The sequence below is a fragment of the Actinocorallia sp. B10E7 genome, from assembly GCF_039871655.1.
Lineage (GTDB): Bacteria > Actinomycetota > Actinomycetes > Streptosporangiales > Streptosporangiaceae > Actinocorallia.
Genome location: NZ_JBDPLZ010000007.1, coordinates 66,153 through 79,532 on the forward strand (window position 1 = coordinate 66,153; position 13,380 = coordinate 79,532).

At 70.4% G+C, this 13,380-nt stretch carries 18 protein-coding genes and 1 tRNA gene; 8 read left to right on the plus strand and 11 right to left on the minus strand.

The features are described from left to right. Positions 1 to 11 precede the first annotated feature (11 nt). Positions 12 to 320, minus strand: a complete 309-nt coding sequence (locus tag ABGB12_RS24080) for a DUF3618 domain-containing protein (RefSeq protein WP_347681633.1) — start codon at positions 318 to 320, stop codon at positions 12 to 14. Between the two features lie 115 nt (positions 321 to 435). On the opposite strand from ABGB12_RS24080, the gene bcp reads away from it, so the two are divergent. The 6 genes from bcp (at position 436) to ABGB12_RS24110 (ending at position 4,905) form a co-directional block, all read left to right on the plus strand. Then, entirely contained in the window at positions 436 to 903 is a 468-nt protein-coding gene (gene bcp, locus ABGB12_RS24085; protein WP_347681635.1) for a thioredoxin-dependent thiol peroxidase, read from the plus strand. 25 nt (positions 904 to 928) lie between these two features. Continuing rightward, a tRNA-Leu gene (locus ABGB12_RS24090) sits at positions 929 to 1,003 on the plus strand. A 158-nt stretch (positions 1,004 to 1,161) separates the two neighbouring features. Then, entirely contained in the window at positions 1,162 to 2,016 is an 855-nt protein-coding gene (locus ABGB12_RS24095; RefSeq protein ID WP_347681637.1) for an MEDS domain-containing protein, read from the plus strand. Beyond that, positions 2,016 to 2,936 (plus strand): sensor histidine kinase, encoded by a 921-nt coding sequence (locus tag ABGB12_RS24100; RefSeq protein WP_347681639.1) that lies wholly within the window; start codon positions 2,016 to 2,018, stop codon positions 2,934 to 2,936. Before ABGB12_RS24095 ends, ABGB12_RS24100 begins: the two co-directional genes overlap by 1 nt. 134 nt (positions 2,937 to 3,070) lie before the next feature. Continuing rightward, positions 3,071 to 3,958 (plus strand): MEDS domain-containing protein, encoded by an 888-nt coding sequence (locus ABGB12_RS24105; RefSeq protein WP_347681641.1) that lies wholly within the window; start codon positions 3,071 to 3,073, stop codon positions 3,956 to 3,958. Further along, positions 3,955 to 4,905 carry a sensor histidine kinase gene (locus ABGB12_RS24110; RefSeq protein WP_347681642.1) on the plus strand — a complete coding sequence of 317 codons (951 nt, stop codon included), beginning with the start codon at positions 3,955 to 3,957 and terminating at the stop codon, positions 4,903 to 4,905. Before ABGB12_RS24105 ends, ABGB12_RS24110 begins: the two co-directional genes overlap by 4 nt. Here ABGB12_RS24110 and rdgB read toward each other — a convergent pair. The 5 genes from rdgB to ABGB12_RS24135 are packed head-to-tail and all read right to left on the minus strand — an operon-like array spanning position 4,902 to position 8,717. Continuing rightward, positions 4,902 to 5,513: an RdgB/HAM1 family non-canonical purine NTP pyrophosphatase gene (gene rdgB, locus ABGB12_RS24115; RefSeq protein ID WP_347681643.1), complete on the minus strand. Its 612-nt coding sequence runs from the start codon at positions 5,511 to 5,513 to the stop codon at positions 4,902 to 4,904. The two genes, ABGB12_RS24110 and rdgB, sit on opposite strands and share 4 nt — an antisense overlap. Further along, a complete protein-coding gene (rph, locus tag ABGB12_RS24120; protein WP_347681645.1) occupies positions 5,510 to 6,229 on the minus strand; it encodes a ribonuclease PH in 720 nt (239 codons plus the stop codon). Before rph ends, rdgB begins: the two co-directional genes overlap by 4 nt. A gap of 21 nt (positions 6,230 to 6,250) precedes the next feature. Then, positions 6,251 to 6,997 carry an MBL fold metallo-hydrolase gene (locus ABGB12_RS24125; protein WP_347681647.1) on the minus strand — a complete coding sequence of 249 codons (747 nt, stop codon included), beginning with the start codon at positions 6,995 to 6,997 and terminating at the stop codon, positions 6,251 to 6,253. 25 nt (positions 6,998 to 7,022) lie between these two features. Beyond that, positions 7,023 to 7,844 (minus strand): glutamate racemase, encoded by an 822-nt coding sequence (gene murI / locus ABGB12_RS24130; protein ID WP_347681649.1) that lies wholly within the window; start codon positions 7,842 to 7,844, stop codon positions 7,023 to 7,025. A 60-nt stretch (positions 7,845 to 7,904) separates the two neighbouring features. Next, positions 7,905 to 8,717 (minus strand): thioesterase family protein, encoded by an 813-nt coding sequence (locus ABGB12_RS24135; protein ID WP_347681651.1) that lies wholly within the window; start codon positions 8,715 to 8,717, stop codon positions 7,905 to 7,907. A 132-nt stretch (positions 8,718 to 8,849) separates the two neighbouring features. Between ABGB12_RS24135 and ABGB12_RS24140 the strand changes: the two genes are divergently transcribed. Further along, a complete protein-coding gene (locus tag ABGB12_RS24140; RefSeq protein WP_347681653.1) occupies positions 8,850 to 9,185 on the plus strand; it encodes a ribosomal protein L7/L12 in 336 nt (111 codons plus the stop codon). Positions 9,186 to 9,259: 74 nt separating this feature from the next. On the opposite strand, the gene ABGB12_RS24145 is transcribed toward ABGB12_RS24140, so the two are convergent. The 5 genes from ABGB12_RS24145 to clpS form a co-directional block, all read right to left on the minus strand. Next, the gene (locus ABGB12_RS24145; protein WP_347681655.1) at positions 9,260 to 10,207 is read right to left on the minus strand and encodes a cysteine synthase; all 948 of its coding nucleotides are present in this window, start codon (positions 10,205 to 10,207) and stop codon (positions 9,260 to 9,262) included. A gap of 3 nt (positions 10,208 to 10,210) precedes the next feature. After that, positions 10,211 to 10,483, minus strand: a complete 273-nt coding sequence (locus tag ABGB12_RS24150) for a MoaD/ThiS family protein (RefSeq protein ID WP_347681958.1) — start codon at positions 10,481 to 10,483, stop codon at positions 10,211 to 10,213. 131 nt (positions 10,484 to 10,614) lie between these two features. Further along, a complete protein-coding gene (locus ABGB12_RS24155; RefSeq protein ID WP_347681657.1) occupies positions 10,615 to 11,037 on the minus strand; it encodes a M67 family metallopeptidase in 423 nt (140 codons plus the stop codon). Between the two features lie 44 nt (positions 11,038 to 11,081). Continuing rightward, entirely contained in the window at positions 11,082 to 11,615 is a 534-nt protein-coding gene (locus ABGB12_RS24160; RefSeq protein WP_347681659.1) for a DUF2017 domain-containing protein, read from the minus strand. Then, positions 11,616 to 11,906 (minus strand): ATP-dependent Clp protease adapter ClpS, encoded by a 291-nt coding sequence (clpS, locus tag ABGB12_RS24165; RefSeq protein WP_347681661.1) that lies wholly within the window; start codon positions 11,904 to 11,906, stop codon positions 11,616 to 11,618. 87 nt (positions 11,907 to 11,993) lie between these two features. Between clpS and ABGB12_RS24170 the strand changes: the two genes are divergently transcribed. Then, positions 11,994 to 13,307, plus strand: a complete 1,314-nt coding sequence (locus ABGB12_RS24170) for a nicotinate phosphoribosyltransferase (protein ID WP_347681959.1) — start codon at positions 11,994 to 11,996, stop codon at positions 13,305 to 13,307. Positions 13,308 to 13,380: the final 73 nt, after the last annotated feature.

Consider the following 13,380-nt stretch of genomic DNA (forward strand, 5'->3'; position numbering starts at 1 on the left):
GTCTTCCGCTTCTACTTCCTCTTCCCGCTCCGCCGCGCGCGCAGCACCAGGAGGGTGACCCCCACCAGGACCGCGCCGCCGATGATGAGCGCGCGCTTGCGCTGCTCGTCGGTCAGCGGAGCGCCCTCCCGGTCACCCGGCGTCACGATCGAGCCGACCGTCGCCGCCACCTGATGCAGCTCCTCGCGGACCCGGTCCCCGGTCCGTTGTACGACATTGCCCGGACTGACCCGGTCCGCGATCGCGTCGATGTTCCGGGCGAGGGCCTCGAGTTCGCCCTCGATCTCCTGCTCGATCCGGTCCGGATCTCTGTCGGCCATCCCGCGTCCTTCGTCTCGTTCCGGTGGGTGATCAGTCTTGCAGGTCGAACCCGTCGTCTCCGACCCGGCTGCGGGTAAGTTTGTCCCTCTCACCACCCTCCGCGAAAGGATGCCAGTGACAGATCGTCTCGAGCCAGGCGACGAGGCTCCCGACTTCACGCTCCCCGACGCCGACGGCGAGCCCTTCTCCCTGTCCTCGCTGCGCGGGCGGAAGGTGTTCCTCTACTTCTACCCCGCGGCCATGACCCCCGGGTGCACGAAGGAGTCCGTGGACTTCGAGGAGTCCCTGCCCGCCCTGGCCGAGGCCGGGATCGAGGTGGTCGGGGTCTCCCCCGACGCCCCCGCCAAGCTCACCAGGTTCCGTGAACGCGACGGCCTGACGTTCCCGCTGCTGTCGGACCAGGACAAGACGGTACTGAAGGCCTACGGCGCCCACGGGGAGAAGAAGCTCTACGGCAAGATCACGGTGGGCGTCATCCGCTCCACCTTCCTCATCGACGAGGAGGGGAAGATCGAGAAGGCCTACTACAACGTGAAGGCCACCGGGCACGTGGCCCGTCTTCGCAGGGAACTGGGGTCGTAGGCGCGCTGGTAAGGTCGTACCGCGCGGGGCCGTAGCCCAATTCGGCAGAGGCCGGCGGTTTAGGTCCGTCGTGTTGTGGGTTCGAGTCCCACCGGCCCTACCTGAGGAAAGGGACAGCCGCCCGGCTGTCCCTTTTCCGTCTCCGTCGCCGGCCCTGAGAGCCGCCGGAGACGATATATGAAAAAAATGCCCTTCCGGCCAGGTGCCGCCGACGTACATTGGACGGATCCGCGGCAGCCGGGAGGGGTCTGAGGCGTCATGTTCGTCCGGAGATCGGTCAGGGACCTTCTTCCGGGCGACCATGCCTGGCTCCCGTTCGGCAGCCCCGACGAGCAGGCCCACATCGTCGGGGCATGGATCGAGCAGGGCCTGCGCGCCCGCGAGAGGGTCATCTACCTGACCGACGCCGAGCACTGGGAGCTGCCCGGCCTGTACGGGCACGACCTGCGGCCCGCGATCCGGGTGGGGCTGCTGACCCTGATCCCGGTGGGCGAGGCCTGCCTCACCGGCGGGATGTTCGACCCGGAGAAGATGCTCCAGACCCTCTCCGACGAACTCGCCAAGGCCCAGGAGCAGGAGGTCCGCGGCGTCCGGTTCACCGCCGAGATGTCGTGGGCGCTGGCCCAGCCGTTCGGCGACGCCCGCGTCGACCTGTGCGAGCGGGAGATCGACGACCGCGTCGCGCCGAGCGTGACCGTCACCGCGATCTGCCAGACGGATCTGCGCCGCTGCTCGCCCGCCCAGTTCGACCTGCTGGCGGGGCGCCACGAGGTGCGGGTGGTGCCCGACCCCGACTTCGACGACCCGGTGCTCAGCATCACCCGCACCTACTCGCCGCCCGGCCTGCGGCTGCGCGGGGAGCTCGACACCGCCCGGCACACGCACTTCGTCGAGGCGCTGAACTCGATCTCCCCCCGCGAGGAGGAAGTTCACCTCGATCTCTCCGAATTGGACTTTCTCAGTCTCGGCGCGTTGAGGACAATGGTCGAGTACACGCGGAGACGCGGGTCGCGCAGTGCCGTGGTGCTGCACCGGGTTCCGCCCGAGGTGCGCTCCACGCTGGAGGTGGTCGGGATGCGCCGGCTGCCGGGCATCCGACTGGACGAGGACTGATGGCACTGACCCATGTGGCGCTTGCCTACGAGGACGACGAGGAGTTCCTGGAGTCCGCGTTCCCCTTCCTGAACGACGGGCTGGAGGCGGACGACACGGTCCTGGCCGTCACCTGCGAGCACAAGACGTCGCTGCTGCGCGAGAGGTTCGGCGCGCAAGTGCGCTATGTGGACAGGGCCTCCTTCTACGAGCATCCGGCACGGGTCGTCTCCCGGGTCCTGCACCAGATGGAGACGGCTGCCGAGCACGGGCGGCGGGTGCGGCTGCTGTGCGAGCCCGAGTGGTCGGGCCGCACGGCGTGGGAGACGATGGAGTGGCTGCGGCTGGAGGCCCTGGTCAACGTGGCGCTGGCCCGCACGGCCGGCTCCGTCATGTGCCCCTACCACCGGGGCCTGCCCGAGCCGGTCCTGGACGGCGCGCGGCGCACCCATCCGCAGCTGGCGCAGGGCGGGCACTCCCGGGACAACCCGTCCTACCTGGACCCCGCGGCCTTCAGCGCGATGTGCGACCTTCCGCTGACGCCCTCGCCCTCGCACGCGGCCGAACTGCCCGTCCGCTCCCGTGATCTGCGGGACCTGCGCGCCCTGGTCACGGCGCACGCGCGTCGGCTCGGGCTGACCGGGCCTTCGCTGCACCAACTGCTGGTCGCGGTCACCGAGGTGGCGACCAACGCGCTCGACCACGGGGCTCCGCCCGTCCTGTTGCGGGTGTGGCAGGAGGAGGACGCGCTGCTGTGCGAGGTGGACGACCGGGGGCACTGGCGTCCGTCGGAACGGCCGGGACCCGGCTGGCTGCCGCCGCGGACCTCCGACTCCCCGCGGCTGGGGTTGTGGGCGGTGCGGATGTTGTGCGGCCTGGTCCAGGTAAGAACCGGACGAGAAGGGACACGGGTCCGTATTCGCACTCCCCTGAACGGATGAATTCACGTGCAGATGCAGTGGCCATGACATTTCCCTACTACCTGAGGAGAGTCTCAGCCAATCGCCCCGGCCCGGCGTACGCTTGATGCCACCCGCAAGAAACGCTTTTCCGTGCAAATCACTCAGGATGGAGCATGGTCACCTGGTTCACGCAACGATCGGTCGGCGAACTGCGGCCGGGCGACCACGCGTGGCTGGCGTACTCCCACCCCGACGAACAGCGACGCGTGCTGGGCGACTTCGTCTACGAGGGCCTCGCCGCGGGCGAGAAGGTCATCTGTGTGGCCGACACCACCCCGCGCGACCTGCCCGGGCTGTTGTCCCTGCACCGCATCGACGCCACGCCCTTCGCCGAGGCCGGACACCTGTCGGTGATCCCCTGGGAGCTGGCCTGCGTCCACAACGGGCACGGCCGCCCCTCGGCCCTGTCCCGGACCCTGGAACAGGAGATCTCACGCGCTCTGGACCAGCGGTTCCGCCGCGTCCGCATCACCGCGGACATGACCTGGGCGGTGGGCGTCCCCGGAGGGGACCGGTTCATGTTCGACTGCGACCGCGCGGTCGAGGCCCTGGTCGGACCCAGCACGCTGACCACCGCGATCTGCCAGGTGGACCGCGACCGCTGCACCCCCGAGGCGCTCTTCACACTTCAGAACCACCACGAGGTATTCGTCGAAGTGAATCCCGAATACGACGACGGCGTACTCCGCATGACCCGGACGTACGCCCCCTACGGCCTGCGTCTGGAGGGGGAGATCGACGGGGCGCGGCACCACGCCTTCACCCGGACCCTCACCGCGGTGAGCGATCCCCGCAACGAGATCCACCTCGAACTGGCGAACCTGAGATTCATCGACCTGGCCGCCCTCAACCTCCTGGGCACCCACGCTCGGCACCTCACCCGGGGCGGCCGGCTCGTCCTGGACAACCCCTCACCGGAACTGGAGACCGTGATCGAGATGGTGGGTTTCCACCGGCTGCCCGGCATCGTCAAGGGACGGGGCTGGAGGTCGGCCTCATGAGCACGGCCGCGCCCTCACTCCTGCACCAGGCCCTCCTGCACGGCGGCACGGAGGAATTCCTCGACGCCGCCGTGCCCTTCCTGCGCGAGGGCTTCGCCGCCGGCGACCACATCCTCGCCGTGCTCCCGCGCACCCGCGGGGAGGCGCTGCGGGACGTCCTCGGCAAGGACGGTTCCGGGATCGGGTTCCTCGACTCGAGCGAGTTCTACCGGCACCCGGTCCGCACCATCGCCGCCTACCACGACGTGCTGCGCCAGACCGCGCCCCGCAGGCTGCGCGCGCTGGCCGAACTGAACTGGAGCGGCCGGCTCCAGGAGTGGGAGCGGCGCGAGTGGTACCGCTACGAGGCGCTGGTGAACGCGGTCTTCAACGGCTCCAACGCGCAGGTCATCTGCTCCTATGACCGCTCCCTGGTGCCTCCCCCGGTCGTCGAGCAGGCCCGGCGCACCCATCCGGAGCTCTTCGAGGGCGGGTTCCACCCGGCCTACAACGACAGGTACACCCGGCCCGAGCGCTACGACGCCGGCCGCGACCGCCTCCCCCTGCCCGAGATGCCCGCCGACGCCGACCGGCTGCCCCTCACCTCGCTGGACCTCGCCCCGATGCGTTCCTTTCTCACCGAACGGGCGCTGCGGATGGGCCTGCCGGAGGACAGGCTCGGGCCGCTCTGCATGGCGGTCAACGAGATCGCCACCAACGCGGTGGCGCACGGCACCCCGCCGATCGAGTTCCGGATCTGGCGCCAGGACGAGGCCCTGTACTGCGAGGTCGCCGACATCGGCCTGTGGCACCCCGATCCGCTGGCGGGATTCCTGCCTCCGGAGTCCGCCGTCGAGAGCGGGTTCGGGCTGTGGAGCGCCCGGCTGCTGGTCGACCTGCTGGAGATCCGGGCCGGCCACCACGGCACCCGGGTGCGGCTGCGGATGGACTGCCCGGCCTCCGCCTAACCGCCGAGCCCGTCCAGGTAGGCGGCCAGGGCGCGGAAGGCGCGGCCGCGGTGGCTGACCCGCGTCTTCTCCTCCGCGGTCAGCTCCGCCGTGGTCCTGCCCAGTTCGGCGAGCTCGAAGATGGGGTCGTAGCCGAAACCGCCGGTGCCGCGCGGCTCCCGGATGATCCGGCCGTCCATGCGGCCCTCCACCACGTGCTCGCGCCCGTCCGGGTGCACGACCGCCGCCGCGCAGACGAAGTGCGCGCCGCGCTCGGCGTCGGGGACGTCGGACAGCTGGTCGAGGACGAGTTCGAGGTTGGCCCTGTCGCGGCCCCCCGGGTGCTCCCCGCCGAACCGGCCCGACCAGCGGGCCGACAGCACCCCCGGCATGCCGTTCAGCGCGTCCACGCACAGCCCCGAGTCGTCGGAGACCGCAGGCAGCCCGGTGTGCTCGGCGATGGCCCTGGCCTTGAGCAGCGCGTTGCCCGCGAAGGTGAGCTCGGTCTCCGGCACGTCGGGGGCGTCGGGATAGGACTCCAGGCCCACCACGGTGTAGGAGGTGAGCAGGTCCCGCAGCTCGATGATCTTTCCGGGGTTGCGGGTGGCCAGGACCAGGCCGTCGCTCATCGGGCCAGCGCCTCCTTCTGCATCATGGTCAGGTCGGTGCAGCCGAGCTGGGCCAGGTCGAGCAGCTCGTTCAGCTGCTCGCGGGAGAACGGGGCGCCCTCGGCGGTGCCCTGCACCTCGATGAGCCTGCCGTCCCCGGTGCACACGACGTTCATGTCGGTGTCGGCGACGACGTCCTCCTCGTAGCACAGGTCGAGCCGGGGCTCGCCCGCCACGACGCCGACGCTGACCGCGCACACCGAGCCGATGAGCGGGTCGCCCTTGGTCAGCCTCCGGTCGCGCATCCAGGTGACGGCGTCCGCGAGCGCCACGTAGGCGCCCGTGATGGCGGCGGTGCGGGTGCCGCCGTCGGCCTGCAGGACGTCGCAGTCGATGGTGACGGTGCTGCCCGCGAAGGCCTTGAAGTCCACGCAGGCCCGCAGGGAGCGGCCGATCAGGCGGGAGATCTCCTGGGTGCGGCCGCCGAGCTTGCCGCGCACCGACTCCCGGTCGTTGCGGGTGTTGGTGGCGCGCGGCAGCATCGCGTACTCGGCGGTCAGCCAGCCCAGTCCGCTGTCGCGCCGCCAGCGCGGAACCGTGTCCTGCACCGAGGCCGCGCACAGGACCCGGGTTCCGCCGAACTCGACCAGCACGGAGCCCTCCGCGTGGTCGAGCCAGCCGCGCTGGATACGGACATGTCGGAGCTGGTCGTTCACGCGACCGTCGGGGCGAGCCATGGGGCCAGCCTACCGGTGCCGCTAAAGCCGATAGACGGTCCCGCTTCGGGCCAGGTCGATCGGCCCTCCGTAGGCGGCGGTCTTCGCCTCCACGAGCGATTTCTCCTCGTCGTTCCACGGGACGAGGTGGGTCAGCACCAGCCGCCCCACCTGCGCGCGTTCGGCGTACTCGGCCGCCTCCTTCGCGGTCAGGTGGAGGTTGGGCGGGTTGTCCCCCTCCAGGAAGGAGGCCTCGCACAGGAACAGGTCGACGCCTTCGGCCAGGTCCACCAGGGTGTCGGTCGGCCCCGTGTCGCCGGAGTAGGCGAGCGAGCCTCCCTGCGCCGAGGTGATCCGGAACCCGTACGACTCGATGACGTGGTTGACGGGCTCGCAGACGATCTCGAACGGGCCGGCCTCGAACTTGCGGGTCAGCGCGGTGAAATCGAATGTGTCCGTCATGCCGGGATCGGGGGCGAGGTCGTAGGCCTCGGCCATCCGCCTCGCCGAGTGCTCCGGCCCGAAGACCGGGATCTTCGGCTTCTCACCGTGCGGGCAGTACTTGCGCGCCACGTAGTAGCCGCACAGGTCCATGCAGTGGTCGGCGTGCAGATGGGAGATCGCGATCGCGTCGATGTCGTACAGGTCGTGATGGCGCTGGAGGGCTCCCAGCGCGCCGTTGCCGAAGTCGAGGAGGAGGGAGTAGCCGTCCTCCTCGAGCAGATAGCAGGAGGCGGGGCTGTCAGGCCCCGGGAAGCTGCCGGAGCAGCCGATCACAGTCACCCGCACGGGGAGCTCCTCTACTTACTGTGGTTCATGGGGTGAGACGGAACACGCTCGTGTCCGAGGGGGACTCGACGTAGCCGAGTACCGGCCCCAGGAAACGGCGCCCGATCGTGCGGAACACCTCGGGATCACCGGTCGCGCGGAACCGGTGGACGGGTGGGGCGGCGGCCTCCGCGCGGGCCAGCCCCCTGTCGTGCAGCAGTCGGTAGACGTCCTTGGCGGTCTCGTCCGCGCTGGAGACGAGGGTCACGCCGTCGCCGACGACATAGGAGATCACCCCGGTCAGCAGCGGATAGTGCGTGCAGCCGAGGATCAGCGTGTCGCATTCGGCTTCGATGATCGGCCTCAGGTACTCGCGCGCCACGTCGAGCAGTTCCTCGCTCATCGTGACACCGCTCTCCACGAACTCCACGAACCGCGGGCAGGCCGCGCTGGTGAGCTCGATGTGCGGGGCGATGGCGAAGGCGTCGTCGTAGGCGCGGCTGGTCACCGTGGCCCGGGTCGCGATCAGCCCGACCCTGCCGTTGCGGGTGGCGGAGACGGCCCGCCGCGCGGCGGGGAAGATCACCTCGACGACGGGGACGTCGTAGCGTTCCCTGGCGTCGCGCAGCATCGCCGAGCTGGCGCTGTTGCAGGCGATCACGAGCATCTTCACGCCCTCTTTGACCAGCTGGTCGAGCATCTCGAGGGCGTATCCGCGGACCTCGGCGATCGGCCGGGGCCCGTAGGGCTGGCGCGCCGAGTCGCCCAGATAGAGGATCGGCTCTCCGGGCAATTGGTCCAGGACGGCTCGGGCTACCGTGAGTCCGCCGAAGCCGCTGTCGAAGATACCGATGGGCGCGTCTGACATGACGCCCTAGGCTATGCGAAGACGTCCTCACACATTGTGTGACGCTCGATACATCGACACTTACCCACGAGTACGTGCGGCGCGTGCGAGCTGCCTGCTCTGTGCGACCAGATTTCCGGCGGCGTCCCAGACCTCCACGTCCTCGTCACACCACCCCTCGCTCACCATGCGCCCCGTCCCGTGCACGGTGAGCCAGCCGGGTGCGGGCAGCGCCCGCAGGTGCCAGGTCAGCTCGACCGTGGGCGACCAGCCCGGGAAACCGGCGTTCGCCACCACGGGGATCAGCGCGTCGATGGCCAGCGCCAGAACGTAGGGGTCGGGTTCGTCCCCGTCCTCCAGTCGCACGTGGGCCCGCATCTCCGGCCGGCCCGTCGGGCTTCCGTCCAGCCAGCCCATCGCCGCCGGGTCGAACCGCATGTCCACGTGGGCGGGGAAGCCCTTCTTCGCACGCTCCCTCCCGCGCGGGGGGCAGTCCTCGGGCGCGGGCATCGGCGCGGGGGGCTCGCCCAGGTAGGCGGGCTTCGCGTCGGGGTCGAGCGTGCCGGTCGTCACCAGCGCGTCCAGCAGCGCCTCGCCGTTCTGCATGAGGGAGGCGCGGGCCATGGAGGCGGTCCTGCCCTCCTTGCGCGACTCGACGACGACCTCGGCCGGGCCCGGCAGCCCCGGACGCAGGAAGCTCACCGCGGTGGAGATCGGGTGGGCGTGCGCGGACTCGGCGACGGCGGCCCGCATCAGGACGGCCATGAGGTATCCGCCGTTCAGCACGACGGGTCCGCCCGGCTTCGTCTCGAAGCCGAAGGCCTCGGTCAGCCGGGCCCGGTAACGGCCCTCCCCCAGGGGGGAGACCGCCGTCCCCTCGCTGAAAATCGTCATGCCACACCCCGCCGAATCCAGACCGAACTGCGTTCGGCTGGCCAGCCTACCGACCCCTTCCCGGAAGGGGGAGATCGGTTAGCCTGAACACGCCCTCCCGCTCGCCCCCCGGCCCGAGGAACGGACAAGGAATTGATCTTCAAGAAGCGCCCCGATCCCGTCCCCTTCTCCCTCCTCCTGACGCCGGAGCTGCTCTCGGAGCTCAGGGCCCTGCTCGGTCAGAGGAAGAAGATCTACGCGATCAAGCTGCTGCGCGACCACACCGGGCTCGGCCTCAAAGAGGCCAAGGACATGGTGGACGCGATCGAGCGCGGGTACGAGCCGCCCATGCGGTCGCGGGCTCCGCTGTCAGAGCGGGTGCGGGCGCTGCGCGACGCCGGGGACCACGCCTCGGCCGTCGCGATGGTCCAGGCGGAGACCGGGATGGACAGGAGCGAGGCCGAACGGTTCGTCAGCGTGCTCGGCTGAACCCGGCCCCTTCCGCCCGCCGGGACGCCGACGCCGGAGGCCGGGGGCGGCGGCCGCCCCCGGCTCGTGCGGCGTCAGGCCCAGAGCTGGCCTTCGAGCGCGGCCTCTGCCTCGTCCAGGGTGCCGTGGTAGGCGCCCGTGGACAGGTACTTCCAGCCGCCGTCCGCGACCGGGAAGGCGATGTCGGCGCGCTCCCCGGCCTTGACCGCCTTGGCGGCCATGCCCAGGGCGGCGTGCAGCGACGCGCCGGTGGAGATGCCGGCGAAGATGCCCTCCTCCTCCAGCAGCTGGCGGGTGCGGCGCAGCGCGTCGCCGGAGGTGACGGAGAAGCGGGTGGTCAGGACGCTCGGGTCGTACAGCTCCGGCACGAAGCCCTCGTCGATGTTGCGCAGCCCGTAGACCAGGTCGCCGTACCGGGGCTCGGCTGCGACGATCTTGATGCCGGGGACGTGCTCGCGCAGGAACCGCCCGGTGCCCATCAGGGTGCCGGTGGTGCCCAGGCCCGCCACGAAGTGCGTGATCGTCGGCAGGTCCTCCAGCAGCTCGGGGCCGGTCGACTCATAATGGGCGAGCGCGTTGGCCTCGTTGCCGTACTGGTAGAGCATGACCCAGTCGGGATGCTCGGCGGCCAGGCCCTTGGCCACCCGGACCGCCTCGTTGGAGCCGCCCGCGGCGGGCGAGGAGATGATCTCCGCGCCCCACATCCGCAGCAGCTGGCGGCGCTCCTCGGAGGTGTTCTCCGGCATCACGCAGATGATGCGGTAGCCCTTGAGCTTGGCCGCCATGGCCAGCGAGATCCCGGTGTTGCCCGAGGTGGGCTCCAGGATGGTGCAGCCGGGGGTGAGCAGACCGTCCTTCTCGGCCTTCTGGACCATCCACAACGCGGGCCGGTCCTTGATCGAGCCGGTCGGGTTGCGGTCCTCCAGCTTGGCCCACAGCCGGACCTCGGGGGACGGGGACAGGCGGGGCAGCCCCACCAGCGGGGTGTGCCCCACCGAGTCCAGCAGGGATTCGTAGCGCACGGCTCAGCCGCCGGCGACGGCCGGGAGGACCGTGACGGTGTCGCCGTCGGCGACCTGGGTGTCCAGGCCCCCCAGGAAACGCACGTCCTCGTCGTTCAGGTAGACGTTGACGAAACGGCGCAGGCCCTTCTCGTCGACCAGCCGGTCCCGCAGGCCGGGGTGGCGGGCGTCCAGGTCGCTGAACAGCTCGTCCAGGCTTCCGCCCTTGCCTTCGACGGCCTTGGCTCCGTCGGTGAGGTTGCGCAGGATCGTGGGGATCCGGACCTCGATCGCCATCTCGGTGATCTCCATTCAAAAAGTCGTTACGGCTCGGGGACGGGCGTCACCGACAGTCGTACACGACCTCGGCACGCGAGTGGGCGAAGAGGAAGCTCTGGACCATGACTCCGAGTTTACCCGGGTCCGGGTCACGCGGATTCGTAGGCCTCCACGATCCTCACCTCTTCCTCGGTGACGACGCCGTCCACGATCCGGTACGAACGAAATTCCGTCTCATTCTCTTCCCGGGTGGAGACCAGGACGTAGTGGGCGTTCGGCTCCGCGGCGTAGGACACGTCGGTCCGGGAGGGGTAGGCCTCGGTCGCGGTGTGCGAGTGGTAGATGACCACCGGCTCCTCGTCCCGGTCGTCCATCTCCCGCCAGACCTTGAGCTGCTCGAGCGAGTCGAAGCGGTAGAAGGTCGGGGAACGCTCGGCGTTCTCCATGGAGACGAAACGCTCGGGCCGGTCGCTGCCGATCGGCCCGGCCACCACGCCGCAGGCCTCGTCGGGGTGGTCGGCGCGCGCGTGCGCCGTGATCTGGTCGACGATCTCCTGGGTGATGGTCAGCATGAGCCGCATATTACCCAGGAGGAACATGCCGGGCGACGCCCGTCTCACTCGCCCCACAGGCAGTGGACCAGACCGTCCTGGAGCTGGGTCAGCCAGTCGTAGGTGACGATCATGGTGTACTCCGGGTCGTCCTCGTCCAGATCGCGGAACCTGTCGTGATCGTCCTCCGACAGCTCCAGCCGGGTGCCCAGGGCCAGCCGCAGATCGTTGAGCACCCGCAGCCAGGCCTGCGCCTGCTCGGCGTCCAGCCGCACGTCGGACCCCTCGCCGAGGGTCCGCAGGGCGAGCTCGGAGTCGCGCTCCTTGCCCTCGCGCAGGGACGCCTCGGTGTAGCGGCGGAACTCCCCGGAAGCGGCCCCGTCCTCGCGGTAGCCGTCGGGGAACAGCCTGGCCAGCACCGGGTCGCCGGGCGCCTCGGTGCTCTCGGAGATGCCCAGCTCCGCCAGCCCGGGATCGCCCTTGGGCAGCTCGCCCAGCAGCTGCCGCAGCTGGCCGATGAGGTTGGCCAGCACCGCCTTCTCCACCCGGTCCAGCGACATCCGCACGCCCGTGGAGCCCCTCCTGAAACCGCTGCCCATCTAGTCGTCCCGCTTCACTGTCGCCCACAGCCCGTAGGAGTGGAGCACCTCGACATTGCGTTCCATCTCCTCCCTGGTACCGGAGTCGACGACGGCCCTGCCCTTGTGGTGCACATCCAGCATCAGTTTCTCGGCCTTCTCCCTGGCGAACCCGAACACGGTCTGGAAGACGTAGGTGACGTACGACATCAGATTGATGGGGTCGTTCCAGACGATGGTCAGCCACGGCAGATCAGGACGGATCTCCTCCTCCGCATCGGGCCTCCTGACGGTGGCGGGCGCGCTGGTCATCGGATTCTCCCTCCCTCGTTCTCGAACCTACCGGGCGCGGCCGGAAGCATCCCTACCCGTAGTCTGCGGAGAGTGGACCCGCAAGAGATGGACACCGCCGCAAGACCGGGCGCGAGCACCGCGCTGCTCACTGATCATTATGAACTCACCATGCTCCAGGCCGCCCTGCGCGACGGCACCGCGGCGCGGCACTCGGTCTTCGAGGTGTTCGCCCGGCGCCTGCCCCAAGGCCGCCGGTACGGGGTGACGGCCGGCACGGGCAGGTTCCTGGACGCACTGGAACGGTTCCGGTTCGGCGACTCCGAGCTGGGGTTCCTCACCTCCCGCGGCGTCGTCGATGACGACACCGCCGCCTGGTTGCGCGACTTCCGTTTCAGCGGCGACATCTGGGGTTACGCCGAGGGCGACTGCTATTTCCCGGGCTCGCCCATTCTCCGGGTGGAGGGCCCGTTCGCCGAGACGGTGCTGCTGGAGACCCTGGTGTTGTCGATCTTCAACCACGACTGCGCGGTGGCGGCCGCGGCCTCCCGCATGGTCCAGGCCTCCGCCGGCCGTCCCCTGATCGAGATGGGGTCGCGCCGCACCCACGAGAACGCGGCGGTGGCCGCCGCGCGTGTCGCCTACCTCTGCGGCTTCGCCTCGACCTCGAACCTGGAGGCCGGGCGCGTCCACGGCGTGCCCACCGCCGGGACCTCCGCGCACGCCTTCACGCTCCTGCACGACGACGAGCGGCAGGCCTTCCGGTCCCAGCTCGCCTCCGCCGGCCAGGACACGACCCTCCTCGTCGACACCTACGACGTGGCGGCGGCCGTTCGCACCGCCGTCGAGCTGGCGGGACCCCGGCTGGGCGCCGTGCGCATCGACAGCGGCGACCTGCGCGTCGTCGCCGAGGAGGTGCGCGAGCAGCTCGACGGCCTCGGCGCCCGCGGCACCCGCGTCGTCGTCACCGGAGACCTCGACGAGTACGCCATCGCCGCCCTGGCCGCCGCGCCCTGCGACGGCTACGGCGTGGGCACCTCTCTGGTCACCGGTTCCGGCGCCCCCACCGCCTCCCTCGTCTACAAGCTGGTGGCGCGGGAGGACTCCTCAGGCGCCCTCCTCCCGGTCGCCAAGGCCTCCCCCGGCAAATCCGGTGCGGGCGGCCGCAAACACGCCCACCGCCGTTTCCAGGACGGCGTGGCGCAGGCCGAGCTCGTCTCCGCGGCTCCCCCCGCTCCCGAACCCGGCACCGAGGACCGCCCCCTCCAGGTCCCCCTGGTCGCCTCCGGCCGCGTCATCGGCCGCGAACCCTTGGAGACGGCCCGCGCCCGCCACGTCCGGGCCCTCGCCGAACTCCCCCCGGCCGCCCTCCACCTCACCAAGGGCGATCCGGCTCTCCCCACCCTCTCCGAGGAGCGCTGAGGCCGGGACGAACACCCGCAGCGGCCTCACGAGAGGCCTCCGACATCCGGCAGAGACGAGCGGCCGCGACCGC

Bases quoted from the DNA above. Each gene is read 5' to 3' on its own strand.
- rph (WP_347681645.1), bottom strand. From the start codon at position 6,229: ATGGCTCGCCCCGACGGTCGCGTGAACGACCAGCTCCGACATGTCCGT.
- ABGB12_RS24095 (WP_347681637.1), top strand. From the start codon at position 1,162: ATGTTCGTCCGGAGATCGGTCAGGGACCTTCTTCCGGGCGACCATGCC.
- ABGB12_RS24110 (WP_347681642.1), top strand. From the start codon at position 3,955: ATGAGCACGGCCGCGCCCTCACTCCTGCACCAGGCCCTCCTGCACGGC.
- ABGB12_RS24150 (WP_347681958.1), bottom strand. From the start codon at position 10,483: ATGGCGATCGAGGTCCGGATCCCCACGATCCTGCGCAACCTCACCGAC.
- clpS (WP_347681661.1), bottom strand. From the start codon at position 11,906: ATGACCAGCGCGCCCGCCACCGTCAGGAGGCCCGATGCGGAGGAGGAG.
- ABGB12_RS24155 (WP_347681657.1), bottom strand. From the start codon at position 11,037: ATGCTGACCATCACCCAGGAGATCGTCGACCAGATCACGGCGCACGCG.
- murI (WP_347681649.1), bottom strand. From the start codon at position 7,844: ATGTCAGACGCGCCCATCGGTATCTTCGACAGCGGCTTCGGCGGACTC.
- ABGB12_RS24105 (WP_347681641.1), top strand. From the start codon at position 3,071: ATGGTCACCTGGTTCACGCAACGATCGGTCGGCGAACTGCGGCCGGGC.
- ABGB12_RS24135 (WP_347681651.1), bottom strand. From the start codon at position 8,717: ATGACGATTTTCAGCGAGGGGACGGCGGTCTCCCCCCTGGGGGAGGGC.
- ABGB12_RS24170 (WP_347681959.1), top strand. From the start codon at position 11,994: ATGGACACCGCCGCAAGACCGGGCGCGAGCACCGCGCTGCTCACTGAT.
- ABGB12_RS24080 (WP_347681633.1), bottom strand. From the start codon at position 320: ATGGCCGACAGAGATCCGGACCGGATCGAGCAGGAGATCGAGGGCGAA.
- rdgB (WP_347681643.1), bottom strand. From the start codon at position 5,513: ATGAGCGACGGCCTGGTCCTGGCCACCCGCAACCCCGGAAAGATCATC.
- ABGB12_RS24100 (WP_347681639.1), top strand. From the start codon at position 2,016: ATGGCACTGACCCATGTGGCGCTTGCCTACGAGGACGACGAGGAGTTC.
- ABGB12_RS24160 (WP_347681659.1), bottom strand. From the start codon at position 11,615: ATGGGCAGCGGTTTCAGGAGGGGCTCCACGGGCGTGCGGATGTCGCTG.